20 protein-coding genes, 2 tRNA genes and 1 other RNA gene are annotated in these 26,760 nt (G+C 56.8%); 12 read left to right on the forward strand and 11 right to left on the reverse strand.

Translation table 11 applies throughout. The features are described from left to right. Positions 1–369, reverse strand: a transfer-messenger RNA (tmRNA) gene (gene ssrA, locus VL547_RS13500); the annotation flags it as partial. Between the two features lie 68 nt (positions 370–437). Between ssrA and VL547_RS13505 the strand changes: the two genes are divergently transcribed. Continuing rightward, a complete protein-coding gene (locus tag VL547_RS13505) occupies positions 438–2,249 on the forward strand; it encodes a MutS family DNA mismatch repair protein (protein ID WP_325578605.1) in 1,812 nt (603 codons plus the stop codon). Positions 2,250–2,270: 21 nt separating this feature from the next. Here the strand turns inward: VL547_RS13505 and rseP are convergent, their stop codons facing one another. The 3 genes from rseP to VL547_RS13520 are packed head-to-tail and all read right to left on the reverse strand — an operon-like array spanning position 2,271 to position 6,304. After that, entirely contained in the window at positions 2,271–3,629 is a 1,359-nt protein-coding gene (rseP, locus tag VL547_RS13510; RefSeq protein WP_325578607.1) for an RIP metalloprotease RseP, read from the reverse strand. Positions 3,630–3,638: 9 nt separating this feature from the next. Beyond that, positions 3,639–4,802: a 1-deoxy-D-xylulose-5-phosphate reductoisomerase gene (locus VL547_RS13515; protein ID WP_325578609.1), complete on the reverse strand. Its 1,164-nt coding sequence runs from the start codon at positions 4,800–4,802 to the stop codon at positions 3,639–3,641. Further along, the gene (locus VL547_RS13520) at positions 4,799–6,304 is read right to left on the reverse strand and encodes a GH3 auxin-responsive promoter family protein (RefSeq protein ID WP_325578611.1); all 1,506 of its coding nucleotides are present in this window, start codon (positions 6,302–6,304) and stop codon (positions 4,799–4,801) included. The genes VL547_RS13515 and VL547_RS13520 overlap by 4 nt, the downstream gene beginning before the upstream one ends. Positions 6,305–6,466: 162 nt before the next feature. On the opposite strand from VL547_RS13520, the gene rplU reads away from it, so the two are divergent. The 4 genes from rplU (at position 6,467) to VL547_RS13540 (ending at position 9,280) form a co-directional block, all read left to right on the forward strand. Further along, the gene (gene rplU, locus VL547_RS13525; protein ID WP_325578613.1) at positions 6,467–6,769 is read left to right on the forward strand and encodes a 50S ribosomal protein L21; all 303 of its coding nucleotides are present in this window, start codon (positions 6,467–6,469) and stop codon (positions 6,767–6,769) included. Between the two features lie 35 nt (positions 6,770–6,804). Beyond that, positions 6,805–7,071 carry a 50S ribosomal protein L27 gene (rpmA, locus tag VL547_RS13530; protein ID WP_325578615.1) on the forward strand — a complete coding sequence of 89 codons (267 nt, stop codon included), beginning with the start codon at positions 6,805–6,807 and terminating at the stop codon, positions 7,069–7,071. 103 nt (positions 7,072–7,174) lie between these two features. Further along, complete coding sequence (locus tag VL547_RS13535; protein WP_325578617.1) at positions 7,175–7,468, forward strand: hypothetical protein; 294 nt, start codon at positions 7,175–7,177, stop codon at positions 7,466–7,468. Between the two features lie 171 nt (positions 7,469–7,639). Next, on the forward strand, positions 7,640–9,280 hold the full coding sequence (locus VL547_RS13540) for a helix-hairpin-helix domain-containing protein (RefSeq protein ID WP_325578619.1): 1,641 nt from the start codon (positions 7,640–7,642) through the stop codon (positions 9,278–9,280). On the opposite strand, the gene VL547_RS13545 is transcribed toward VL547_RS13540, so the two are convergent. From VL547_RS13545 to VL547_RS13555, 3 genes are read right to left on the reverse strand one after another with little or no spacing between them, the layout of a single operon-like run. Continuing rightward, entirely contained in the window at positions 9,277–13,050 is a 3,774-nt protein-coding gene (locus tag VL547_RS13545; RefSeq protein ID WP_325578621.1) for a HAMP domain-containing sensor histidine kinase, read from the reverse strand. The genes VL547_RS13540 and VL547_RS13545 overlap by 4 nt on opposite strands. 6 nt (positions 13,051–13,056) lie before the next feature. Beyond that, positions 13,057–13,818, reverse strand: a complete 762-nt coding sequence (gene mazG, locus VL547_RS13550) for a nucleoside triphosphate pyrophosphohydrolase (RefSeq protein ID WP_325578623.1) — start codon at positions 13,816–13,818, stop codon at positions 13,057–13,059. A 5-nt stretch (positions 13,819–13,823) separates the two neighbouring features. Next, positions 13,824–15,101 (reverse strand): DUF3667 domain-containing protein, encoded by a 1,278-nt coding sequence (locus VL547_RS13555; protein WP_325578625.1) that lies wholly within the window; start codon positions 15,099–15,101, stop codon positions 13,824–13,826. 56 nt (positions 15,102–15,157) lie between these two features. On the opposite strand from VL547_RS13555, the gene VL547_RS13560 reads away from it, so the two are divergent. The 4 genes from VL547_RS13560 (at position 15,158) to uvrA (ending at position 18,941) form a co-directional block, all read left to right on the forward strand. After that, positions 15,158–15,994 (forward strand): hypothetical protein, encoded by an 837-nt coding sequence (locus VL547_RS13560; protein ID WP_325578627.1) that lies wholly within the window; start codon positions 15,158–15,160, stop codon positions 15,992–15,994. 103 nt (positions 15,995–16,097) lie between these two features. Further along, positions 16,098–16,170, forward strand: a tRNA-Gly gene (locus VL547_RS13565). Positions 16,171–16,260: 90 nt separating this feature from the next. Next, positions 16,261–16,346, forward strand: a tRNA-Leu gene (locus VL547_RS13570). Between the two features lie 126 nt (positions 16,347–16,472). Next, on the forward strand, positions 16,473–18,941 hold the full coding sequence (gene uvrA / locus VL547_RS13575) for an excinuclease ABC subunit UvrA (protein WP_325578629.1): 2,469 nt from the start codon (positions 16,473–16,475) through the stop codon (positions 18,939–18,941). A 65-nt stretch (positions 18,942–19,006) separates the two neighbouring features. On the opposite strand, the gene VL547_RS13580 is transcribed toward uvrA, so the two are convergent. Continuing rightward, entirely contained in the window at positions 19,007–20,932 is a 1,926-nt protein-coding gene (locus VL547_RS13580) for a T9SS type A sorting domain-containing protein (RefSeq protein ID WP_325578631.1), read from the reverse strand. Next, positions 20,929–22,413 (reverse strand): apolipoprotein N-acyltransferase, encoded by a 1,485-nt coding sequence (lnt, locus tag VL547_RS13585; protein WP_325578633.1) that lies wholly within the window; start codon positions 22,411–22,413, stop codon positions 20,929–20,931. The genes VL547_RS13580 and lnt overlap by 4 nt, the downstream gene beginning before the upstream one ends. Positions 22,414–22,617: 204 nt before the next feature. Here lnt and VL547_RS13590 point away from each other — a divergent pair, with 204 nt between their 5' ends. After that, entirely contained in the window at positions 22,618–23,421 is an 804-nt protein-coding gene (locus tag VL547_RS13590) for an SDR family oxidoreductase (RefSeq protein WP_325578635.1), read from the forward strand. 154 nt (positions 23,422–23,575) lie between these two features. Beyond that, a complete protein-coding gene (locus VL547_RS13595) occupies positions 23,576–24,574 on the forward strand; it encodes a hypothetical protein (RefSeq protein WP_325578637.1) in 999 nt (332 codons plus the stop codon). Here VL547_RS13595 and VL547_RS13600 read toward each other — a convergent pair. Both VL547_RS13600 and msrA read right to left on the reverse strand, forming a co-directional pair. Continuing rightward, positions 24,564–25,145, reverse strand: coding sequence for a peptidylprolyl isomerase (locus VL547_RS13600; protein WP_325578639.1), 582 nt, complete (start codon positions 25,143–25,145; stop codon positions 24,564–24,566). The genes VL547_RS13595 and VL547_RS13600 overlap by 11 nt on opposite strands. After that, positions 25,142–25,633 carry a peptide-methionine (S)-S-oxide reductase MsrA gene (gene msrA / locus VL547_RS13605; protein ID WP_325578641.1) on the reverse strand — a complete coding sequence of 164 codons (492 nt, stop codon included), beginning with the start codon at positions 25,631–25,633 and terminating at the stop codon, positions 25,142–25,144. Before msrA ends, VL547_RS13600 begins: the two co-directional genes overlap by 4 nt. A 96-nt stretch (positions 25,634–25,729) precedes the next feature. Between msrA and VL547_RS13610 the strand changes: the two genes are divergently transcribed. Next, positions 25,730–26,760 (forward strand): PAS domain S-box protein (locus VL547_RS13610; protein WP_325578643.1); only part of this gene is annotated, 1,031 nt, incomplete at its 3' end.

Here is a 26,760-nt window from a genome sequence, read left to right on the forward strand (position 1 = left end):
GTGGAGGTGGCGAGACTCGAACTCGCGTCCAAACACTTTCTCCGTAAGCTTTCTACATGCTTATTTCCTGCATTGATTGTCGGGGAGGGGCAGGGGCGGAACTAACCAACCTCTTCCGTATCCGCTAAAGTTTCGCGCTCAGGCCACGGAGAACGAGGGCGCTATCCCGTTATTGGTTTGGTTGGTCGGCAGTACCGGCAACGGGCAGCCAGCGTGTGCGGACATAATGGATGCTAAACTATCGTTTAGGCAGCCATGGCGTAAGTAGATTCGCCATTTAGAGTTTGAGTATTCAGATTATCGTGCTAATTACCCAACGCACGGCATGCTTACCTAAAGCGAATAATGCTGTCAAAACCTGTCACCCCCAAGGGAGAAACGAACCGCAAATATACTGATTTTTTGCGGATTATGAAGGGGCGCTTACCTTCATGGGTATGAAGGCGAAAGTTCACCCCAGGGTGGGGTTTTATGAGGATAAGTTGGTGGCGGTGAGGGCGCGGCTGGAGGCGGCGCGGCGGAAACGCAGCGCGCTGGCGTGGGCGCGGTTTGGGACGATCATCCTGGCGCTCCTGGCCGGGTATTTCGGGTGGGAGAACCAGGAGGCGTGGTGGGTAGTGGCGGTCCTCGGGGGACTGGCGGCGTTTGGGAGGGCGATCGCGTTGGACGTGGACAATAACGGGCGGATCAGGCGGCTGGAGGGGTTGAAAGGGTTGGTGGAGCAGGAGCTGTACTTCGTACGGGAGGATAAGCCGGTGAAGGCGGCGGAGGACGGTCTGCAGGGGAATGATACGACGGAGCATCCTTATGCCTTTGACCTGGACATCTTTGGTAAAGGCTCGCTGTACCGGATGGTGAACCGTTGTCATACTGAACCGGGGCAGCGGATGCTGGCGGACTGGTTGCTGGCGCCGGCGGACCGGGAGACGATATTGGAGCGGCAGGAGGCGGTGAAGGAGCTGGGGGCGGACCCGGATGGGTTGTTCGACCTGGCGGCGTTGACGCAGGAGACGCCGGTGCGACAGGCGACGGTAGACAGGATTTTGAGGTGGCTCAGAAAGCCGCAGTCGACCTTCCGGGAAGGGTATTGGAAGGTAGTGCGGTGGGTGTACCCGGTGGTGTCGCTGGGTGTTTTAGCCGCGTATGGCGTCGGGCTGGTTCCGTCGGCAGTGTTCGGGCTCTGTTGCGTGGTGTTCGTGGCGTTTTCCGCGTCGCTGAGCAAGAGGGTTATCGAGCCATACATCGTGCTTTCGGGGATCGTGGGGGAGATAGGGACGTTGTCGGAGGGGGTGCGGATGGTCGAGGGGCGCGCGCTGAAGGCGGCGTTGAACCGCCGGCTCCAGGATGAGCTGAAAGCGCGTGGGGCTACGGGGTCGGCGGAGATTCAAGGGCTCGACCGGCTGCTGCATCGGTTCGATTACCGGTTGAATCCGTTTATTTTTATACCGCTCAATGCGTTCCTGCTGTGGGACCTGTGGCAGATGCTGGGTTTGAATGAATGGAGGGACAGGAATAAGGACGCGGTGGAGCGGTGGATCAATACGCTGGCGGCGATGGAGGCGCTGGGGAGCGTATCGTTGATGCACTACAACAGGCCGGGGTGGGTATTCCCGGAGATAACGGGGGGGAGGGACTTCGAAGCGACGAGGCTGGGGCATCCGCTGATTCCGGAAGGCAAGCGCGTCGCTAACGACTTCGCCACGCGGGGCGCGGGTCAGCTGGACCTGGTCACGGGGTCGAATATGGCGGGGAAAAGCACCTTCCTAAGGACCGTGGGGGTCAATATCGTGCTGGCGATGGCGGGGGCGCCGGTGTGCGCGGATACCTGCCGGTTGTCGGTGGGGCTCGTGGCCAGCAGTATGCGGGTGGCGGATAACCTGGAGGACAGCACGTCGACATTTTATGCCGAGCTGAAGAAATTACGGAGCATCATCGACCGGGTGAAGCGGAAGGAGCCCGTGTTCATTCTACTGGATGAGATATTGCGGGGCACGAATTCGAGGGACCGGCTCGCGGGGTCGCAGGCGCTGGTGCGCCAGCTCATCCGGGACGGGGCGGTGGGGATCGTGGCGACGCACGACCTCGAGCTCGCGCAAATGGAGGCGGAGTTGCCGAAAAAGGTGCACAACTACTACTTTGACGTGCAATTCAACGGAGACGAATTGAACTTCGACTATACGTTACGAAAAGGCGTTTGTACGACCCGCAATGCCGAAGTGCTGATGCGGCAAATTGGGATCGAGGTGTAACCGCGGCCGGGTGGGCGACGGCTAGTGCCTGAACAGCCGGAAGACGTCCAGCCCCAGCGCATACGCCATGAGCCCCAGCAACAGCACCATGCCGCCGATCTGCGCATACTCCAGGAACTTGTCGCCGGGTTTGCGGCCGGTGACCATTTCCACCAACAGGAACAGGATGTGTCCACCGTCGAGGGCGGGGATCGGGAGTATGTTCATAAACCCGAGGATCACGCTCAGGAAAGCGGTGAGGCGCCAAAGGCTTTCCCAGTCCCACACGGGGGCGTACGCATTGCCGATGGTGATCACGGAACCGAGGGAGTCCTGGGATTTTACATGTTTATTGGTGAACAGGAGCTTGAGCTGGGCGATGTAGTTCGACATGACGTCGATGCTTTTGCGGACGCCGGCGGGGAAAGACTCGAAGAAGCCGTACTTGACGGTGGTGAGGTGCAGCAGGGAGTCGAGCCTGGTGTTGGCCAGGAAGCCGACGGCGCCGTTCGAATCGAGGGTCGCCAGGATGTGGACTGTGTCGCCGGCGCGGATGAGGCCGAGGTCGACGGTTTCCTTTTTGAACTGCGACCGGGCGTGCGTAAACGTCATGAAGTCGGGGGTGGAGATACCGGCGATCGAAATGATCCTGTCGCCCCGTTGCAGGGTCCCCTGTTTGATCTGGGCGCTTTTGACGGAATCGACGATGGTGGGGAAGGTCACTTCCGCAAAGCCGTCGAGACGGTTGTGGCTCAATTCGCCGATGAACTCGTCGGGGATCGCCAGGTCGATCAGGGCCCCGTTACGGTCGACCTGGATGTGTTTGGCCTCGTGGGTGAAAATATCGAGCACCACCTTGCTTTCGTCCTTGACGGGCTTTCCGTCGATGGACATGATCTTATCCCCCGTGCGCAATCCGATCTTCTGGCCAAGGGAGTCGGCATAGAGCCCGTAGGTTGTGTTTTGCGGAGCTAAATATTGGTCTCCCCATACCTGGAGGATCACGGCGAACAGGAAAAAGGCGAGGATGACGTTCATCGTCACGCCCCCGGCCATGATGATGAGGCGCTGCCAGGCTGGTTTGCTGCGGAATTCCCAGGGCTGGGGCGGAAGCTTGAGGGCTTCCTTGTCCATGCTTTCGTCGATCATGCCGGAGATCTTCACGTAGCCACCCAAAGGGAGCCAGCCGATACCGTAAACGGTCTCGCCGATCTTTTTCTTGAATAACGAAAAACCGGCGTCGAAGAACAACATGAACTTTTCAACGCGGCACTTGAACCACTTCGCGGGAAGGAAGTGACCCAGCTCGTGCCATACGATTATGATAGAAAGGGATAATATGAATTGTGCGGCTTTCGTGAGGGTGGCCGAGAGGCTCGAAGCGGCGAGTAATACGTGCATGGGTGTAAGTTACAATTTTATCAGACTTGCGGCATAGCTCCGGGCCTCGCCGTCGCTTTCCACGTATTCCTGCATGGTGGGCTGGGCGATAAAGGGGAGCTTGTCGGCGGTCTTCTCTATGACTTCTGTCATGTCCAGGAACCCGATGCGGTTGCGCAGGAAGGCCCAGACGGCGATCTCGTTGGCCGCGTTGAGGATGCAGGGGAGGTTGCCGCCCTTGTGCAGGGCGTCGGTGGCCAGCGCCAGGTTGCGGAAGGTCTTTGTATCGGGGTCCTCGAAGGTGAGGGTGCTTATCTTTTTGAAGTCGAAACGAGGAAAATCGTTCGGGATGCGGTGGGGGAAGCTCAGCGCGTATTGTATGGGGAGCTTCATATCGGGCATGCCCATCTGGGCCTTGATGCTGCCGTCCTCGAACTGGACCATCGAATGGATGATGCTCTGGGGGTGGATGACGGCCTGGATCTGGCTGGGGGCGAGGTTAAAAAGCCACTTGGCCTCGATCATTTCCAGGCCTTTGTTCATCAAGGTCGCCGAGTCCACGCTGATCTTGGCGCCCATGTTCCAATTGGGGTGCTGGAGCGCATGGTCGCGTTTGACGTTGACCAGGAAGTTGGGCTTTTTACCCAGGAAGGGGCCGCCGGAGGCCGTCAGGATAACCTTTTCGATCCGGTTGCGGGTCTCCCCCACCAGGCACTGGAAAATAGCGGAATGTTCAGAGTCTACTGGAATAATGGGCACCCGGTTTTCCAGGGCGCGTTTCATAACGATGTCCCCTGCGACCACAAGGGTTTCTTTGTTGGCGAGGGCTACCGCCTTACCATGGTCTATCGCCTGCATGACCGACTTGAGGCCGGCAAAACCTACGATGGCGGCGACCATTATATCATAGCTATCGAAGGCGGCGGCTTCTTCCAGCGCCTTTTCACCCGCAAAAACCTTGACGTGCGTCTTGGCCAGGGCCTGCTTGACCCCGGCATATTTGGACTGGTCGCCGATGACGACCGCGTTGGGATTGAACTGGATGGCTTGTTGTATCAGCAGCTCGTCGTTGGTCTGCGCGGTCAGTATCTCGACCTCGAAGAGGTCGGGGTGAGCAGCGATAACCTGCAGCGTTTGCGTGCCAACAGAACCGGTTGAACCAAAAATGGCAATTCTCTTCTTTGGATTGGTCATGAATGGGAATGGATTATGTAAGCATCTAATGCGTCCGCAATCTTCCGATCGTTACTCAGACGTGGTACTTTATTCTGCCCGCCCAGCTTGCCGATCGACTTCATATAATCGATAAACGCATTCCGGCGCAGGGGTAGTATTTGTAAAGGTCTTAAAATATTGCCGGTTATGAGGTCGTCGTAATAGATGTTTTTTGCGCGGAGGTTGTCGTCCACCAATTTAATAAACGCGTTCATGTCGGCCGGGGTCTCCTCGAACTCCACGAACCATTCGTGGAAGGACTTCCCCTGGTCATTGCTGATTCGGGGGGCAACGGTGAATTCCACGATCCTCACACCTTGTTCCCCAGCCGCCTTGAGCAGGCTGTATTCCACCTCTTCCCCGATTACGTGCTCCCCGAAGGCCGATATATAGTGCTTGGTCCTCCCGGTCACGACTAAACGATAGGGGTTGGTGCTGACAAACCGAACGGTGTCGCCGATGGAGTATCCCCACAGGCCGGCATTATTATTAATAATCAGGGCGTAGTTCTCCCCTATCTTGACGTCTTCCAGGCTCAATCGGGTGGGGTTTTCTTTGGAGATGTTACCGGCCGGGATGAATTCGAAAAATATGCCGGAATTGGTGTTGAGCAGTAATCCCTCGGCGTTTTGCGAGTCCTGGAAGGCGATAAAGCCCTCGCTGGCGGGGAAGGTTTCGATGGTATCGATCGTCTTACCAATGCTTTCCAGCAGCTTGGCCTTGTAGGGTTCGAAGTTGACGCCCCCGTAGACCAGGACCTGGAAGTTGGGGAAGAGGTCCTTGATTTTCTTGCCGCTTAGCTCCTGGAGCCGGTCGAAATACATCTGGACCCAGGGCGGTATCCCGCTGATCAGGGTCATGTCCTCCTTGATGGTTTCCTGTACGATGGCGTCCAGCTTGGTCTCCCAGTCCTCGATACAGTTGGTTTCGTATGAAGGCAACTGATTGGTCCTTAGATATTTGGGGACATGGTGGTTGACGATGCCGCTGAGGCGGCCCGTCGGGATGCCCGCGATCCGCTCGAGCTCCGGGGAGCCGGACAGGAAGATCATCTTGCCCTCCGTGAAGTCGGACTTGCCGGTCTCCGCGATGTAGCACAGGAGCGCGTTCCGGGCCGAGTCGATGTGGTTGGATATGGACTCCTTGGAGATAGGGATGTACTTGATCCCGCTGGTCGTACCGGAGGTTTTGGCAAAATACAAGGGCTGGCCCCGCCACAAGACGTTGTGCTTGCCTTGCTTGACCTGCTCAATATAAGGCTTGAACTGCTCGTAGTCCCGGATGGGCACGGCAGCCTTGAATTCCTCGTAAGTCTTAACCTTGTCCAGGCCGTGATCCTTCCCAAACTGGGTTTTGGCCCCGACCTTCAACAACTCCTGCAACACGGCTTTTTGGCTTTCCACCGCCGTTTGCATCTCCCGGCGTAACTTCGCGTATATAAAGTTGGCGAAAGGCTTCGCCAGCAATGACTTGATTTTCATTTGGATGAGGGTTCACAGTCCGAAACAGGCAGCAAACCTACACCAAAAACCCCCAATTTGACGGAGGGGCGTTCTATTTTGCCGCGGGGGCGTTTTTTTTACCCGGAAATTTCCAATTTTCGCAGATTTCACCTACCTTTGCACTCCTAATTTTGGACAGTTATGTTTGCAGTTGTAAAAATAGCCGGCCAGCAGTTTAAGGTACAAAAGGACCAGAGCCTTTACGTACCCCAACTCTCTGGTAACGTCGGCGATAAGGTTGAGTTCGCCGAAGTTTTGCTGGTGGACCAGGACGGGAGCCTCAGTGTAGGTTCCGCCGTAAAAGCCATCGTAAAGGCCGAAATCATCGGCCACATCCAGGGAGACAAGGTGATTGCCTTCAAGATGAAGCGCCGCAAGGGCTTCCGCAAGAAGATCGGTCATAGGACCCACTATACGCAGATCAAGATCAGCGATATTGCATAACGTAGCGGCATAAACGCCGTAAAATCATAGAGCATATGGCACACAAAAAAGGGGAAGGTAGCGTAAAGAACGGCCGGGATTCGCAAAGCAAGCGTCTCGGTGTAAAGATATTCGGTGGTCAGCCCGCCATCGCCGGCAACATCATCATCCGCCAGCGGGGCACGGTGTATCATCCGGGTAAGAATGTCGGTGTCGGCAAGGACTGGACGCTGTTTGCGCTGACCGATGGTGTTGTGGAATTCCGCAAGAGCAAGGACCACAAAACCCTCGTTTCGGTTACGCCGTCCGAGGTTCCTGCCTGACAAAATCGGACGCCATTTTGAATTTTTGGCAGTTTTATTTGGCAAAAAAAAATATGTTTTATATTTTTAAGCCATAATTACTAACCATTTAAATTCAAAAGTTATGGCAACCGCAAAAAAAGCTGCTAAAAAAGTAGCTAAAAAAGCCGTAAAGAAGGCTGCTCCCAAAAAAGCAGTAAAGAAAGCCGCTAAGAAAGCTGCTCCCAAAAAAGCCGCTAAGAAAGCTGCCCCCAAGAAAGCTGCTAAGAAAGCCGTAAAGAAAGCCGCTCCTAAGAAAGCTGCTAAGAAGGCCGCGAAGAAAGCCGCTCCCAAGAAAGCTGCTAAGAAAGCTGCCCCCAAGAAGAAGGCTGCGAAGAAAGCCTCCCCGGCTCCTTCTCCGATGCCTCCGGCTCTCTAAATGGAGATTATCAGCCAAATGATAGTAAGTCCCGCCTCGAGCGGGACTTTTTTTTGCGCCCTATCGCTCTTTGGGGAATTTGGCGATAGGGCGCAAAAAAGGCATCATGATCAGAGGGGGCGGAGCCCCCTCTGACTCCCCCTATTGGCACGCTTATCCTATCTTTAGCGTATGGATAATCAGGCGATAGCAGACTCTTTTTCGCTCACGGCGAAACTCATGGAGATCCATGGGGAAAACTCCTTTAAGGCCAAAGGGTATAGTATTGCGGCGTATAACATCGAGCGGATGACGCAGCAGCTCGAGGAGATCGAGCACGCGCAGCTCTTTGCCATCAAAGGCATAGGGGATACGATGGGAAAGAAGATCATCGAGCTCAATACGACCGGGGAGATGGCTGTGCTCAAGGAGCTGCTGGAACGCACGCCGGCGGGCGTCATGGACATGATGCAGGTAAAGGGGGTGGGCCCGAAGAAGGTGTCGCTGCTATGGAAAGAGCTGGGGATCGAGTCGCTGGGGGAGCTGCTGTACGCCTGTGACGAGAACCGGCTGACGCTGTACAAGGGCTTTGGGGCGAAGACGCAGGCGAACATCAAGGAGAATATCGAATTCATCTTAAAGAACCAGGACAGGTTCCTGTGGGCGCATATAGAGCCGTTCGCGCTCGAAGTGGAGAAGGCGGTGCAGGATGCTTTTCCTGACGAGAAAACTGCTTTGAGCGGCGCCTTCCGCCGGCAGATGGAGATCATCGACGAATTGGAATTCGTGACGACCGTGGGCCTCGAGGAGCTGGCGGACTTCCTGGAAAGCCAGGATTTCGAGCTGGAGGAAGACCCTTCGGGCGCGTTGATCGCGCGGGGCGCGAAGAATTTGCCGCTGGTGTGGCATGTAAGCGACCGGGGCGACTTTGGCTCGCAGCTGTTTATCTCCAGCGCCTCGGAAGAGTTCTTAAAGGCCTGGGGGCCTGTCGGCGCGGCGGCCAAGGAGGAGGAGATTTTCGCGCGCAAAGGAGTGGCGTTCGTGGTGGCGCCCCGTCGTGAAAAATTCCCCGTGCGCGACGCGCAGATCATCCAGCCGACAGACATCAAAGGGATCATCCACTCCCACAGCGATTGGAGCGACGGCGCGCACACCCTGGAAAAGATGGCGGCTACCGCCCGGGCGCAGGGGCTGGAGTACCTGGTGATCAGCGACCACTCCAAGACGGCGTTTTATGCCAATGGCCTGACGGAAGAGCGCATCCAGGCGCAGCACGAGCTGATCGCGTCGCTCAATGCAAAGCTAGCGCCCTTCAAAATCTTCAGGAGCATCGAATCGGACATACTCAACGACGGACGGCTCGATTATAGTGACACGACCCTGGCGACCTTCGACCTGGTGATCGCCTCGGTGCACTCCAACCTGGGAATGCCGCTCGAAAAGGCTATGCAGCGGCTGCTCACGGCTATCCGGAATCCGTTTACCACCATCCTGGGACACCCCACGGGCCGGCTGTTGCTGAGCCGGAAGGGCTATCCGGTGGATCACCGGGCGTTGTTGGACGCCTGCGCGGCGGAAGGGGTGGTGATGGAGTTGAACGCGCACCCCCGGCGGCTGGACATGGACTGGCGGTGGTTGGAGGATGCGATGGAAAGGGGCGTGCTCACCTCCATCGACCCGGACGCGCACGCGATCGAGGGCTTTGCGGATACGCGGTATGGGGTGCTGGTGGCGCAGAAGGCGGGATTGACGGCGCGCCAAAACCTGAGCAGTTTTTCGCGTGTGGAACTTGAGCGGTGGCTGGCGGAACGCCGGGTGCGAAAGGGCATCTAGTCGGTCAGCGTCGGTATCTCCACATAAAAGGTAGTCCCCTGCCCTATTACCGTGTCAAACCAGATCGTCCCGCTCATCTGCTCCACGATCCCCTTGCACATGGCCAGGCCCAGCCCGGTCCCCGACGACTTCGTCGTGAAGTTGGGGATGAATATCTTGTCCCTGAGGTCGTCGGGTATCCCCGTTCCGTTGTCGTGTACCGTCACGACGACCTTGCTGCCGTCTTCCCACAGCGCATAACGCAGCTCCACCATGCCCCCTGGCTCGTCCTCGGGGATGGCATCCATGGCGTTCCGGATGAGGTTGGTGAAGAGACGGTTGAGGTGGGTTTTGTCGGCCAGCACGAAGACGGGGGCTACCGTCCGTTCAAAACTAAGCCGCACGCTCGTGTCCATGCTGAATAGCTTGACCACGGATTCCAGCCCCTCGACGAGGTCGACCTCCTCCCGTTTGGGGTGGTCGATGTTGGCAAAGCTGGAAAAGTCGGTGGCGATGTTGGACAGGTAGTCGATCTGCTCGATCAGCGTCTTTGCGACATTGGCGGAAAGCGCCTTGGCGTTGGGGTGGTTGTTGTTGATGGCCCGCTGGAGGTACTGGATGGACAGCTTCATCGGGGTGAGCGGGTTCTTTATCTCGTGGGCGACCTGGCGCGCCATGCCCCTCCAGGCGCCTTCCCGTTCGCTTTTGGCCAGGAGGTCGGCGCTTTCTTCGAGCTGTCGCACCATCTTGTTGTATTCCTTGACCAGTTCCCCCAGCTCGTTGTTCCGGTGCCAGACGATCTCTTCATTGCGTCGCCCCAGCTTGATGGCCTTCATCTTCTCCCCGATCAGCGCAAATGAATCGGTGATCCGGTTGGTGATCAGCAGGGCGATCATACCGGCCACGACGAAAATAAACGCGTTCAGGTTGATCAGCGTGACCAGGAAGTTCGAGATTTCGAGGTTGAGCTCGTCCTGGGTGGCAAAGTATGGTATATTGAGAAAAGCGTAGGCCTTGCCGCTGTCGTCCCGCACGGGGACGTATATGCTCATAAAGGTTTTCGACCCGATCGTTTCGTTACGGATTACCTGTACCTGGTGCTCATGCGCCAGCTGGTAATAGGCCGAGGGGTCCATCTTCTCGCTGAGCAGCCCCCTGCCCTTGGAGTAATATTGCGGCTGGGAGGTATAGCGCAGGGTGCCCGTCGGGTCGTACAGGTTGACCGCGACCTCGTGGTCGTAGCCCACCTTGCCCAGGGTGGCGTTCATGCGGCTATTGGCCGTGGAGTCCTCCAGGAAAGTATTGCTGAAAAGACCGGGACCGTCCAGGTCGGCCTTGGCCTCGGTCAGCATCTTCTGTATGGTCCTGGATAACCTGTCCTCGTTGTTGTGTACATAGCGGTTGCGCAGGAATACGAAGGTGCTGACCCCAATGATGATGAACGAGAACAGGCTGATAAAGGTAATCGTGAGGTGCACCTGGGTGCGGATGTTGATCTCCCAGAGCTCCCGGATATTCCGCCAGCGGAAACGGGCGCGGATGAGGAAGCCGGCCAGCTGCATGGTGCCCGAGAGGATCAGGAACAGGCAAAAGAGGTACGCGAACAGCGTGATAGCTTCGATGAAGTACTGTGACTTGAGCACGACGACCACGACCTTGGTCCCCGACCGGTACCATAGCTCTTCATACCCGCTGTCGTTCCTCGTCTCGTATTCGGCCAGGGGGACTTCCTTTTCGGTCAGGTGGATGGAAAAGGAATAGTCGTTGCTGTTCTTGATCAATTGCCGGTTATCATAGATCGCGTAGGCGTATTCGGGGGAATTGGACGCCTCCTCCGAGGGCACGTTGATGAGCTGGGGATAGAATGCCTCGCTCTCGAACTTCTTGGGCCGCGCCAGCAGGAAAACATATCCCAGCCGGGATTGGTGGGAAGAATCCTCGATCACGCGCCGGACGATATAAGAGAACTTGTCAAAGGCCTCCCGGTGGTACAGCAGGTCCTTCACCTCGGTAGGATCCGACTGGGCGGTATAAACGTTGCTCAGGGTATAATACCCGGTGCTGTCCGGGTTGTTGATGGGATTGTCGAAGACGTCGTACACATAGATGCGCGTGTCGTAGTTGTTGCGGTTTTCCCCGAAGACCTCGTTCAGGAGGCTGTCCTTGAAGAACTGCGCGCTCCCGGGATCGGCCAGCCGGTTGAAGTGCTGGTACAGGAAACCGGCGTCGAAGTTCGCGAGGCTGATGTCTTCGGACGCCTTGCTGTACGGATCGACCTCGAACGACATCTTTTCGGCGAAGCGGCGGCGCAGTTGCAATTCCTTGCGGTTATTCTCCCGGATGATCAGCATGGCCACCGAGGCCGAAAAGAAAAACAGCCAGAAGACGATGTTCCCCGCGCCCAACCCTTCGGCCATGTGCCAGCGCCGGGCGTTACCCAGGAGCACCAGGAAGAGCAGCAGCCAGCCCAGCAGGATCAGCTCGTACGAAACCGAGTGCCCGACCATCCGTAGGCTCAGCATCAGGAGCCCCAGCACGGTGAGGATCAGGAATTGCAGGTCTTTCCGTTCCCCCGTGAGGATGACGTAGTACCGGTACAGTATCTGGACCGTCACGAAATAACCCAGCGCGATCCCGCAAAAACAGATAAAGCCGTACAGGCTGTATACATTCAGGATGCTGAAGAAATTGGTAACGTTGAAGGATATCTGCGAATCGGCCACCAGGCTCCGGATGATGTTGCCCGATTCCAGGGTCACCATAAAGATTACCATCGCCAGCAGACCGGCCAGCGCCCACCGGAGGTACTTGTCCCTCATGATCCGGTCCTGTACCCGGAATGCCAGGTGATCCAGGGCGAATACGGCCAGCCAGAAAAAAAGCAGGGTGTTGATCAGCACGTCCCCGAGCGAGCGCAGGATTGGGCCGGAGCTGTATATCCCGGGGTCGAAGATGCTGAACTGGCGGAAGTCGAACGGCGTCGCCAGCCAGTAGGTCAGCGCCCTTGCCAGAACCACGATGACCACCAGGCTCAGGATGCCCCATATCCGTCCCCGGCGTTTGGCGACCCAGAGGGCGAAGCTATGGATGAAAAACAGCAGGAATAGAATGCACGCGATCCTCAAGAACAAGGCCCAACCGCTGTGCTGGGGATGGTCCGGGCCGGGTTTCCTTTCCAGGTAGAACAACACGACGCCGTCCGAAGCCACCACGGGGTAATCGTTCGGGGTGAGCGATATCTGGTAGTTACGCTCGATCCCCGGTTTGCCCATAAAGGAATTCTCCTGCGGGGCGTTGAACCGGATGAGGTTCCATTGCACCGGGATCAGGGCTATCAAAAGGGCGGTGTGCCCGTCCTTGAAGATGATCTCCTTTTTCATGCTCACGTACCGGCCGTTGGGCAGCTCGACGTAGTTGCTCCCGTAGTGCCCCTCCAGGATCGATTTGTCCGGGATGACGATGTTGGTGCTCCAGAACGTGGGTTCCGCGGGTTTCGCGTTAAAAATGGGGTATAAAAAAATGTAGCGGTCCGTTGAGTTGACCTTTTTCAGGTCTTCCTCAGAATACGCCCCGGAATTCAGCCGGTCCAGCAGCGTACGGTCGGCGGCCAAATCCTGGATCTTGTGCTCGTTGTCCTGGATATGCGACTCCAGGGAACGGGTCACCGCCCGCTCGGAGGAGGTATAGGACCAGTAATTGCTGATGACAAAAGAAAGGGTGAACAGCCAGGCTGAGGTAATCAGGAGGTAACCGTGCAGGTAGATAAAATGCTTGAAAGTGCCGTCTTTCATTGCTGTTTAAGACTTTTCGTCCCTCTTCGCCTGGTTCCAGAGCTCGTCCATGGCCGCCAGGCTGAGGTCCGACAATTGTTGCCCCTTTTCCGCCGCCAGCTCCTCCATCCGGGTAAACCGGCGGATGAACTTCTTGTTCGTCCGCTCCAGGGCGTTTTCCGCATCTATCTTCAAAAATCGTGCATAATTTACCATCGAGAAGAGCAGGTCGCCCCATTCTTCCTCGATTTCGGCCTGGTTTTGCTTTTCTACGGCCTCGTCCAATTCATTCAGCTCCTCGGCTACCTTCTCCCGGACCTGGTCTGCCGTATCCCATTCGAAACCCACCTGTTTGGCCTTTTCCTGTAGCCTCATGGCTTTTACCAGGGCCGGTAGGCCTTTTGGAACGCCCGACAGGACGGACTTCTTGCCCTCCTTTAGCTTCAGGCGCTCCCAGTTCCGTTTTACGTCTTCCTCGTCTTTTACGGTGACCTCACCGTAGATATGGGGGTGGCGGGCGATCAGCTTGTCGCTGATGCCGTTGAGTACCTGTTCCAGTGTCAGCTGGCCCTGCTCCGTTCCAATCCTGGCATAAAAGACCAAATGGAGGAACAGGTCGCCCAGCTCTTCCCTGATGCCCTTCCAGTCCTCTTCCGTAATGGCGTCGGTCAGCTCGTACATTTCTTCGATGGTGAGCTGCCGGAGGGTTTGGATGGTCTGCTTTTTGTCCCAGGGGCACTTCTCCCGCAGGTCGTCCATAATGCCTACCAGTCTTTCGAATGCGTCCATTTGCGTTATAGTTGAATGATCGCCCAGGCTGCAAAAATCGCCGTCAGTATGCCGATCGTAATAGACGACAGGGTATTGAGGATACACATTTTGACGAGGGTTTTGAACCAGCCTTGTTTATAGAATTTTTTCATCGCGATGTACTCGTATACGAAGATCGAGAGAAAAAGCAATGTTTCGACCACAGTCAACCAGTGCTGGTGTATGTTGTCCTCCAGTCGTTGGAGGAGCATCAATACCAGCATGAGGATAAAGGTCGCCACGTACAGGTGGATCGTAAAGATGCCGTGGTCCACGTAGAAGAACTCCCTGCGGCGTTTCTTACGGAGGTTCATCAACCTCAGGAAGGCGGCAAACAGCGGCAGCGACACAAACAAGACCTTTGGGAAAGTGTGCATTATGCCCTCCTTGGATTCCTCGACGAAGCGCTGCTTGTCCGAATGATAGTGCTCGTTGAGGGCCACGAGATGCCGGTTCAGGTAGCGGGTTAATCCCGATGGCCTTTGCTGTGGGGGTTTTGCCGCTTCCATGGAGTCATATTCGGATACCCGGCCCGGGAGGCTTTCATCGCCAAATCCCCAGTTACGGTTGTCGTCGACGCCGCCCTTTTCGGTTGTGTCTTCTTCGACCTCTATGGGTGCTGTCATTTTGGTCGTCCTCAGACCCGATACCGGTATGGCGCCGGACCTGATCCCGCTGATGAGGGAGTCCAGCTGGGCTTTCGCGCCCGCACTCAGTTTGTATAACCCGAGGGTATCGGCGCCGATGTCCTCGCCTTTCGCCGCCCGCCGGGCCACGATCATGTTCCGCTCGGCGACCATGGATTTCAGCGACTCAATCCCTTCGACCACCCCCGCGCGGCCGGCCGAGTCCTTTTCGGTGGCCAGGGCGCGCTCGAGCTTATCCAGCCGTCGGTGCAGCTCGCTGTAAGAGGGGGTTTCTTCCTTTACGTTGAACACGTCCTTCGAACCATGAATACTAAAGAACACCAGGAAAAATATCGCCGAGGTGAATACGTACATCCGGATCGGGTGGAGGTAGCTCGCCCGCCGTCCGCGGATATACTCCGACGATAGGAAGCCCGGCTTCAGCAACAGCAGCCTGAGCGTGGCGAAGAACTTCCCGTCAAAATGGGTAACATCGTTTAAGAAATGCGAGACCAGGTGCCAAACGGTTTCTTTCGGCTCCAGGTTTTCCTGCCCGCATACCTGGCAATACCGGCCCATCACTTCATTTCCGCAGTTCAGACAATTTTTTTCCTTACGTTCCGTTAAGTGAGACACAAAGCGATTTTTGGCTAAAATAACTGATCTTTACCTATAAATTTCAAATATCCGCCATGAGACCCACGACGGCCATTGTTGTTCTCCTTACCCTCGCCTCCTACCGTGCCTCCGCCCAATTCTACTACAAGGATATCGTGTCTGCCCAGGAGACCAGCGGACGCCAGCAGGTTTACAAAGACAACCACGTCCGCAAGGTCACCGTCCGCAATTTCAACGCCGACGGGAGCGAGGTTACCGATTTTACCTGCACCCAGGAGGTGTCCGCCGATCGCGTCGTCACTTTGTCTAATTCTTCCTCTACCGGCCAGTCTTTCCTGACCTCCTGGTATGACGGTGCTTCTCGTTTGGTCCGCTCCGTGGACAGCAGCGTGTCCGCCGTCACCACGACCGTGTATACGTATACGCCGGCCGGCGGTTTGTCGACGGTTTTTAGTGAAAGCCACACCAACAACGATACCGTCCATTACAGCAACAACGAGGCGCACACCTGGCAATACGACGCCGCGGGTCACATTGTCGGCATGCTCGGTCTTCGGAATGGGTCCGACAGCACCTTCGTTACGGTAAAAACCGACGCCCAGGGTCGGGTCACAGACGAGCAGACCTACCGGGCGGGCGTACTCGAACACTATTACTATTATTATGATGACGCGGGTCATCTTACCGACATCGTCCGTTATAACCTTCAAAAGGATCGGATGATCCCGGACTATATGTTTGAATACAACCCGTCGGGTCAGCTCGACCAGATGACCATCGTACAGGTGCTGGATGGGAACTACCTCGTCTGGCGGTATGAGTATGAGGCGAGCGGGCTCAGGACCAGGGAATTGTGCTATGATCGCACCAAGGAGCTGGTGGGGAGTATCCGGTACGAGTATGCGCGGTAGCGCGTTGCGACGCCTTCGCCTGCGGCGCGTGATAAAAATTTTGTTGAAATTAAAAAAAGCCTATTTTTGCACTCCCAACAACGGGAAGTTCTTTATAATTCAAGCGGAAGTAGCTCATTTGGTAGAGCACGACCTTGCCAAGGTCGGGGTGGCCGGTTCGAGCCCGGTCTTCCGCTCATAATAAAAAGGTGTGATGTTTTTCACACCTTTTTTTTTACCTTTTACTCGCGGCCTTACCCGGTTTTTGCCGGTTGTCGGGCCCGGTTGCCCTGATGGTGGAACTGGTAGACACGCAAGACTTAAAATCTTGTTCGCCGAAAGGCGAGTGCGGGTTCAACTCCCGCTTGGGGCACACAACTTAAACCCGCACTGGTTGCGGGCTTTTTTATTTTCAGCCTTTCCTTCCGCTCAAATACCATACGGACAAAATTCTGTCATAAGTTATTGATTTGGTATGATTCTCGTTCCTTCGTAAATAATGACAGCAAATGATGATTTTGTTCACATACGGGGTGCCCGGGAACATAACCTGAAAAATATCGACCTGGACGTCCCCAGGAACGCGCTGGTAGTATTCACCGGTGTCTCCGGTTCCGGAAAGTCATCCCTTGTCTTCGGCACACTGTATGCCGAGGCCCAGCGACGCTACCTGGAATCCGTGTCCCCCTATGCCAGACGGCTGTTTCACCAGATGGGTGTTCCCGAGGTCGATTCCGTCGAGGGGCTTCCGCCCGCGGTCGCCCTCCAGCAACAACGAGGCACCGCTACAACGCGCTCCTCGGTGGGGAGCGTTACCACCTTGTCCAATCTCTTCAGGATGCTGTACTCACGGGCGGGAGACTATCCGGCAAGGCAACCGATCCTATACGCTGAGTCATTTTCTCCGAACACTACCCAGGGCGCTTGTCCTAAATGTCATGGCCTTGGAAAGGTATACGAGGTGACAGAGCGGTCCATGGTGCCGGACGATTCATTGACGATTCGAGAACGGGCCATCGCTGCGTGGCCGACCGCCTGGCACGGGCAAAATCTCAGGGACATCCTGATCACCCTGGGCTATGATGTCGATCGCCCCTGGCGGGAACTTCCCAAAAAGGACCGGCAATGGATATTGTTTACCGATGAGCAACCGGTCGTGCCAGTGTACGCGGGGTTTACCCACCAGGAAGCCAGGCGCGCCATCAGGGATAAAATGCCACCCAGCTATATGGGGACTTTCAGCAGCGCCCGCCGGCATGTTCTACACACCTTCGCCAGCACCCAGAGTCCACTGATGAAAAAGCGGGCCATGCAATATATGCTCAGCGCTGAATGCCCGCTTTGCCATGGCAAGCGCCTACGGAAGGAATCCCTTTCGGTCACATTTGCGGGGCTCGATATTGCGGAATTATACCACCTTCCGCTGTCACGCCTGCTTGAACTGCTGGCACCATATGCCAGGCGTAGCAAGGGGGACGAAAAAACACAGGTCATCCAACGCATCACCCAGGATGCCGTTTCGCGCCTAAAGACACTGCTCGATCTAGGCCTGGGTTACCTGACCCTGGAAAGGACAACACCAACGCTTTCGCCGGGGGAATTGCAACGACTGCGCCTGGCCACACAGATCCGCTCCAACCTATTTGGCGTCGTCTATGTGCTGGACGAGCCTTCGGCAGGCCTGCACCCCGCGGATACAGAAGCGCTCCTTGCCGCACTCGGACAATTGAAGGACGCGGGTAATTCGCTCTTTGTCGTAGAGCACGACCTAGATGTCGTTCGTGCCGCTGACTGGCTGGTCGATGTCGGTCCCGCAGCTGGTGAATATGGCGGCCAGGTTTTATACAGCGGCCCGCCGGCCGGACTCCGTGGGGTAACGACATCGGAGACGCGAAAGTACCTTTTTTCGGATAAGGCAGTATCGATTCGGGAGCCGCGGCCTGGGCGAGGATGGCTTCGGCTCCGGGGCATAACGCGCAATAATCTGCTTGACCTGGACGCCGACTTTCCGATAGGCGCTTTGACTACGGTCACCGGTGTTTCCGGCTCCGGGAAATCCAGCCTCGTGAGCCAGGCGCTGGTCGAACTGGTCGCGCAGACGCTGGGCACGAGATTGGAAGACGAAGAGGATACTTCTCCTGCCCCCGCTACCGGGGGACGTATCACCGAAGGCCTGGAGCATTTCCGCAGGCTCGTGCGGGTCGATCAGAAACCTATCGGACGTACACCGCGCTCCAATCTTGCTACCTATACGGGGTTATTTGACGACGTCCGCCGGCTGTTTGCAGCAACCAAAACAGCCAAGGCCAGGCACTATTCCGCCGGGCAGTTTTCGTTCAATGTCGCCAAAGGCCGCTGCCCCACTTGTGAGGGCGAAGGGTTTATCATGGTCGAGCTGCTCTTCCTGCCCAGCGTCTATTCGCCCTGTCCCACTTGCCACGGCGCCCGCTATAATGAAAAAACGCTGGAGATCCGCTACCGGGATAAAAATATCGCGGAAGTGCTGGACATGACCGTTACAGGCGCATACGCATTTTTTGAAGGCGAGCCTTCCATCCGTCGCTCGCTGGAGGTACTCTTGCAAGTGGGGCTTGGTTACCTGCGCCTGGGACAGGCCGCCACCGAGCTTTCCGGGGGTGAAGCCCAGCGTATCAAGCTTGCGACCGAGCTTCAACGTCCGCAAAAGGGGGATACCCTTTATGTCCTCGATGAACCGACTACCGGACTGCATCCTTTAGATGTCGAAAAACTGATTGATCAATTACAGGGGTTAGTATCGGTGGGTAATACCGTTATCTTAGTGGAACACCAATTGAGGGTCATTACCGCCAGTGACTGGGTGATTGACATCGGACCGGGCGCGGGTGACGATGGCGGCCGGATTGTCGCTGCCGGGCCGCCTGTCGAATTGGCCAAATCAAAGGTTAGCCGGACAGCAAGGTATTTAAAGAAGTACTATGCGGACTAATAGCGACCGGCGCCTGGCGGCAAATATGGAAGCGGCCGACGGACATGACGTCGGCCGCTTTCATTTTATTGTATAAGAATCTTCGTTTGCCGGCTCTCGCGCGTCCCCTGGACGACGAGGAAGTAGACGCCGCGGGGCAGCGTCCCGTTGAGGTACATGGTGTGCCCGAAGGAGGTGCTGGCCACCCCTACCCTTTCGCGGTATACGCAACGGCCGAAGGCGTCGTAAAAGAGGAGGTTGACGAACTTATCGGGGCAGTTGCTCATGTTTAGGTTGATATAGGAATGGGAAGGGTTCGGATAGCACAGCAGGGTCCAGCGGCCATCGTCATGGAAGCGGTGGGTGTTGTACGCCGAATCGGACGAAGATATCGTGGAATCGATGAGCGCGAGCGGCACGCGGAGCCCGCGCGGGCGGTAATAGTCCGGGTCTGCGCCGTTGTTGATGCAGAAGGGCTCGCAATTGCTGTATCCATTGATGTCGTAGGTGACGAGGATTTCATTGCGGCTGTTTATATATTCAGGGTGGAGCTGCGGGCCGTAGAAGAAGGGCGTATTGCCCAGCACGTTGTCCGTTATGGTATAGAGCGCCTTGTTCGCGGTGAACGGGCCCGTGATGCTGTCGCTGGTGGCGGAGAATATCCGGGTGCCTCCGTTGCAGGACACGGTAAATTCGGTGCTCAGGAAAACGTATTTGTTGCGCACCTTGGCGACAAAGTCGCCGTTGGAGGCGCCGGTCGCAATGACGGCGGCATTAGCCGCGGACGTGTCCCAGGCCGAGCCGTTCCAAAAGCGCCAGGGGCCGCCGGGGTTGTTCCTGGGAAAACGGGCCACGTAGATATTACCCGTGATAAAGCCGCTACCCTTTACGCCCCAGGTATAGATGTAGTTCCCGGATTCCGCGGTGTCGAAGCCGATCCCAAAGCTGATACCATTAGTGCTTTGCAGGGTATCGAAGCTGATTACCCTCAAGGATGGGAAGGATATTTTCGCTATGAAGTCGTTACCCCCGCTCGCAAAACCCAGGCCGCCGCTGGCCGTCATGGTGTTCGAGCAATATACATAAACGGTGTCACCGCGCTGGAAGCCGGAGTTGGGCCAGATGAAGTAATTGTTGTTGGCGCTGTTCTTCAGGTAGCTGGGTATGCTGGCGCTGTCTCCCAGCATCGTGCGGGTGTTACGCCAGTACCAGCTGTTGAACGGTTGTACGAGGACGTCGTTGTGCACCTGGAAAAGACAGGGCATGGTGCCGCCCAGGGTATCGTAGTTGCCGATATAGCTGTCGTCCATCAACCAGAGCACCCTACCGTCCGAGAGCGGGACCGAGGCGCATCCATCACTGGCGATCCAGCCGGTATCCCGGCTAAAAAAATCGGTCACCGCGGTGTCCAGGTATATGCCGGTGTTGCCGGGGATGTCGGGCGCCGGCCGTATCATCATATCCGGCAGCGGCGTTACATAGTTGAAGCCGTCGGTCGTACCGGTATAGGTCATACGGAACTGGTAGAGGGAGTCGGGCGAATACGTGGCCGTAGGTTTGACACACCATTCGTATTCTTTTTTTGTGCCCGCGTTTAAGGTGTCGGGAAAACTGTAGGTGCTCACCAGCACCTTCCCGCCTTCAAAGGTGCCCGCGCCGGGGTCGTTGACCTGCATGGTCGTCGGCTCCCCGTCGGTCACATACGGGCTGTGGCCAGCCATCACGAAGTCGCCGCCGGTGGTGGAAACGTTGATCCACGGACCCGAGGTATCGCGTTGATACTGTAGGCCGACGGTTCCTGTTTCGTTGTTGCCCGTACCGTTATAGACTTCGATACGCAGCCGGATCCCCGAGGAATCCATGATCGTGCCCGGGAAGTCCTGTGAGGCCCGCCAGCCGGCCGAGGCCTGGGGGCCGTTGTCTTTGCGCCAGCGCCAGTGGGCCTCGCTGAATACGGCAAAGACCTCGCTGCACGTGCTTAGCAGCAAGGCGATGAGTAGAACGTGTTTCATGTTTGTAGGTTTTTATATGGAAGCAATAGGCTTACGATAATGTACAGACCGCAAAGCGCCACCGGGAGCCAGGGGAGGCGCACCGCGAGCGTTTCCCCTTCGCGGGGTTGCACCTTTACAATCGATACATAGGGGTCGTCGCTCCGGCGGCCTTCTTCGATACGGCCCGAAGCGCGGACGAGACCGGAGATACCGAGGTTGCTGTTGACGGCGATGTCCCTGCGCGTTTCCACAGCCCGCAGGCGCACGTTGTAAAAATGCAGACCGACCAGGTAGGTGTCTGCGAACCATCCGTCGTTGCTCATGTTCAGGAGATAGCGGGCGCCCCGCCGGACGGCGGAGGCGGCGGCTTTCGGAACGGCCGATTCGTTACATATCATAATTCCGGCGGGACCAAAAGGCGTTTGAAGAGGGCTTGCGTTGGGGCCGGGTTGGACGGCGAAGCCGTTGGAGGAGAAAAACGGGATGAGGCGGCCGAAGAAGGGTTGCTCTATGCCGAGCAAAAGAGCTTGTTTGTCGTAGTGAGTGACGGCGCCTGCGCCAAGGAGGTAAGCAGAGTTGTTGACGACGCCATCGGAGACGGCGGTGTTCATACCCAGTATATGCGTCATCGTGGACCCGCGGGTGATCTCGGCAACGAGGTCGTCGTCGGGACGATAGGTCCAAGGGATGGCTGATTCCGACCAGAGGGCCATGTCCGGTTTTTGCGCAGCGGCTGCGTGGTTTAGATCCAACAGGCGACTGACCAATTGGTTGCCGCTGGCGCTGTCCCATTGGACGGAAGGGGGGATTTGCCCGGATAGTATGGCGAGGGTAAAACCTTCGCCGGTCGATTCGGGTTGCGCTTGGAGCAGCGACCAGCCGATGCAAAAATAAAGCGCGATGGCGGCGGCCGGCCAGACGAGCCTTTTCCAATCGCAGCGGATGAGGCAACGCGCGATCGCGGCATTAACGGCGACGACGACGAATGTCGCGCCGTGGACGCCAACCCAACTGAGCGGCTGTATGGCATAGAGGTTTTCAGCCAGGGCGTTGCCGGTGCGGAAGAGGAACCAGGGCATGCCCCGGGCGAGCCATTGCAGGGCCGCTTCGGCACAGACCCAGAGGCAGGCGGCGAGCAGCACAGGGCGCAAAAAGGCATCCGCGCCGCGGCGCGTGAGGCGGGCATATAAGATCGTGAGCACGGCCCAATACAACGAAAAAGCCACCGTACACAGGGCGAATACGGCGACGCCATACCATACACTGCTCCCGGTAAAGGTTTCCGCCCCCGCGATCATCCAATAAAAGCTGAGCGTGGAAACGACCGCACCGGTTAAGAAACCCAGACGCGCCGCCGCGCGCAGGCTGACGCCATCCAACGACATAAAAAAGGGAACCAGGCAGACCCAGGCCAGGAGGAACTCCGTGTGCAGCACGGCAAAAAATATCGCTACCCCGGCGAGTACCGCCAGAGAAGAGCGAAACCTGTGTACAGGCATACAACGAAAAGGTTTGAAATCCTTACAGCAATCGAATAATTAAAATTAAAAATATTAATCGTTGATGCAAATTTTTTAAGCACTTTTTTATCAAAATACCTCATTGACAAGGCAAAAAAGTGCCGATATGGATGGCCCGGCTGGTCGCGGGGTGGGGATTTCTCTCTGAACTGGCGCCAGCCGGGTGTCGTACCTTTGATGCCTATGAATACATCTATTACAGGTAAAGTCGCGCTGGTCACCGGCGCGAGCAAGGGAATCGGCGCCGCTTGCGCGCTATCGTTGGCGGAGGCTGGCGCGTCCGTGAGTATTTGCAGCCGTAACCAGGAAGAATTGGCGGCGATGGCCGCGGATATTCAACGCAAAACGGGCGTGCGTGTGCTCGCCATCGCCGCCGACGTAACGAGACAGGAGGACGTGGAGCGGCTGGTCAACAGGACGCGGGGCGAGCTCGGGCCGGTGGACATCCTGGTAAACAATGCGGGAGCCGCGGGACAGATCGGGCCCTTTGACGACGTGCCCGTGGAAGAATATTCGCGGTTGTACGACCTGAACGTCGTCTCCATGGTCCGGCTCGTCAAGGCGGTGCTTGGCGAGATGAAGATCAAAAAATGGGGCCGTATCATCAATATCTCTTCGGAGAACGGTTTACAGCCCGATCCGGACATGACGCCATATAACCTGACAAAGGCGGCCATCATCAACTTCAGCAAAAGCCTCTCCAAGACGGTGGGCCAGTACAACATCCTGGTCAACACGGTTTCCCCGGCATTCATCTATACGCCCCTGGTGGAAGGCATGCTCAAGGATATCGCCGCGGCACGGCACATCACGCCGGAGCAGGCCCTTCAGGGTTTCCTCGCCGAAAAAAGACCGAACGTGGAGCTGAAACGCGCCGGTCGGATCGAAGAGGTCGGAGACGTAGTCGCTTTCCTTGCCTCGGAGTCCGCCTCGTTTATCACGGGGACCAATATCCGGGTGGACGGGGGATCGGTGGCGGCGATCTGACGATCTGCCGACCGCGCGTGAAGCGTATAACTACGCACACTGTTTGCCGGTTTGCGTTGTCGCGACCCGTACAACTACGCATTTTATTGATTATCAGGGTGTAACTCGTAGAAATATCGCTTCAGGAGTCCTATTTTTCACGGAAAATAGTGCTATGAACAAAATATCGTTGTTGCTCCTGGCCGGCGCCATCCTGATCTATTCCTGTACCAAATCCACCAGCGGACCGGCCGGACCCGCGGGACCCGCCGGTGCCAATGGGAGCAAAATCTATAGCGGCACCACCGAGCCGCCGCCCACTACGCTCGGTGATACGGGAGACTTCTACCTGGATGTGACGGACGCGGATTTGTATGGGCCAAAGACTACGTCTGGTTGGGGAAATCCGTTATCACTAAAAGGCGGAACAGGCGCTTCAGGCGCGACGGGCGCTACGGGTGCGACAGGCGCGACGGGCGCCGCCGGCACGCCCGGTTCTCAAATCCTGTCGGGCGCGACCCCACCCGCGGCCGGCCTTGGGAATATCGGCGACTACTACCTGGACGTTGCTACCTATATGCTGTACGGTCCGAAGACGGCGTCGGGCTGGGGCGCCCCCCTCTCCCTGCAAGGACCGCAAGGACCCCAGGGACCGCAGGGAAACGCCAATGTCCTGGTGGATACCTTTACGGTCGTCGCCAGCGCTTCATGGAAATACAATTCCCAATTTTCGTTGGAGACATCGCCAGGCAGCTATACCGAATACTTCACCCGATACTACGTCCGGACGGAGACCAACATCACTGCCGGTTTGCTGGCGGGCGGCGCCGTCGAGGTTTATATGGTGCCCAACCCCCTGGTCAACACCGTCGGCTGGAACCCGCTGCCTTTCAAATTCCTGGATGGCTCCGAGGATTTTTACTACGTGTTGGCCTATCAGCCATATGTAGGAAAGGTTGAGCTCGACTATTTCTTCGAGCAAATCGTGATCGGCGCAACGCTCCCTACGCTGAGCACCTTCCCTATTCCAGCCTATACGTTCAAAGTGGTTATGATGAGCGGGAACCTGGTGGACGCTCTGCACAAAGAGGGCATCAGCACAAAGGACTACGACGCCGTCAGCCGGTACACGGGTATCTGGCAGATGGATAGGAAAACGGCGGCTACTCCCTGACGATATCGTGTATCGGGATCGTCGGCGTAAAGGTCTGTCCTTTTTCGGGTTGCCTGTAAATGGTTTTGACGACGTCCATGCCCTTGACTACGCGGCCGAAGGCCGCGTATCCCTGGCCGTCCGGACTGTCGGCGCCGCCGTAATCGTATCCCGGCTGGTCGCCCAACACGATAAAGAACTCGGAGGAAGCCGATCCGGGCGTGGTGCGCGCCAGCGAGATCGTGCCGTCCTTGTGCAGGATATGGGTCTGCTGCGTCGTTTCGTGGGGAATACCGGGGAGTGACCGGGCCTTGGCGGCGTTGTTCTGCCAGATGCCGCCCTGGATCAGGTTGACGGCCCCGGAACCCGAGGGCTGGTTGTCGTCGCTGAGGATGCGGTAAAAGGAGCCGTTCTTGTAGAGGCCCGCGTCGATATATGACAGGAAAGCCGCCACGCTTTTTGGCGCCTGCTTGGGATACAACTCCACCTCGATGTCGCCCGCCTGGGTCTCGATGACGATGTGCGGCCTATCGGGGTCCTGAGGGCCCTTACAGGCGGCCAGCACCAGGACGGCTACCAGTAACCGCTTCATGCCAGCTTCCAGTTAGGCCGTACGAAGTGGCAAGTGTAGCCGTTGGGGTATTTCTGCAGGTAATCCTGGTGATATTCCTCCGCCACCCAGAAATCGGATGAGGGCACTACCTGGGTAACGATGGGGTGCTTCCAGATATGGGCGGCGCCCAGTTCCGCGATCAGCTTTTCGGCGGTTTCCTTTTGCGACTCGCTGGTGTAAAAAATCGCGGAACGGTAGGACGTCCCTACGTCGTTGCCCTGCCGGTTGAGCGTAGTAGGGTCGTGTATCTGGAAGAAAAACTCGAGCAGTTTCCGATAGCTCAGCGCTGAGGGGTCGAAGGTGATCTCGATGGCTTCCGCGTGGGTGCCATGGTTCTGATAGGTGGCGTTCTTTATGTCCCCTCCCGTATAACCCACGATGGTGTTCCTGACGCCGGGCAAAGCGCGTATCAGCTCTTCCACGCCCCAGAAACACCCGCCGGCCAGGATGGCCTTTTCGGTATTCATTTTGTTCTTTTGTCCGCTAAAATACGGATTTTCAACAAGCGGTGTTTTCACGGTAGGACTCCTGGGAATATTTCGGTACATTGGCCGAACGCACCTATGTCTACAAGGAAAACGGTTGGGGCGAATAGGGAACTTCTTCTATCTATCATAGAATCCTCGGACGATGCCATCATAAGTATCGACCTGGGCCGGGTCATAACCAGCTGGAACCACGGCGCGGAAAGGCTTTTCGGCTATACGCAGGAAGAGGCCATGGGGCAGAATATTTCGTTGATCGTACCCCGCGACCGCCTGGAGGAAGAGGACGGCATCATCGAAAAGATTACCCGGGGGGAACATGTCCAACAGTATGAGACCCAACGAATAGATAAATCGCAGGGGCTCCATTTCATTTCATTGAGCGTATCCCCGATCAGGGATTCCCTGGGGCGGATCACCGGGGCCTCCAAGGTCCTTCGGGACATTTCCGACCGCAAGCGCCTGGAAGCGCAGGTCCAGGCCAAATCCAACGAGCTCATAGGCGTATTCGACCGCATCACCGAGGGTTTTATTATGCTCGACCATGACTTCCGTTATGTCTACGCCAACCGGAAAATCGGGACCATGATCGGACAAGACCCTTCCTCCCTCCTGGGCAAGTGCGTCTGGGACCTATTCCCCGAAGCCGTGGGATCGGCCACCTATGACGCGTTCCAGGAAGCCCTCCGGGAAAACCGGTATGTCGCCAATACCGACTATTACGCCCCCCTCGACCTCTGGCAGGAAAATCACATCTATCCCGGGCCCGAGGGGCTATCGGTCTTTATCCGCGACATAACCGAACAGAAAAAGGTCGAATTGCGGCTGAAAGAAAGCGAAGCCATCTATAAATCCATCGCGGCCGGCATCCCCGGTTCGGTCATCTGCCTGTTCGACAAGGATTACCGGTATACCCTCATCGAGGGAGATATGCTGCAGAAAATAGGGTACATAAAGGAGGCGTTGCTGGGTCAAAGGATTTCGGATATCCTTATCCCGTCGATCTACCGGGAATTCGTCGAAGGGCTCAAACGGGTTTTCGCGGGAGAATCCTTTTCGAGGGAAATCAGGAGGGGCGACTACGACTTCGTATCCCGTTTTGTCCCGCT

Source organism: Dinghuibacter sp., from assembly GCF_035492835.1.
Lineage (GTDB): Bacteria > Bacteroidota > Bacteroidia > Chitinophagales > Chitinophagaceae > Dinghuibacter.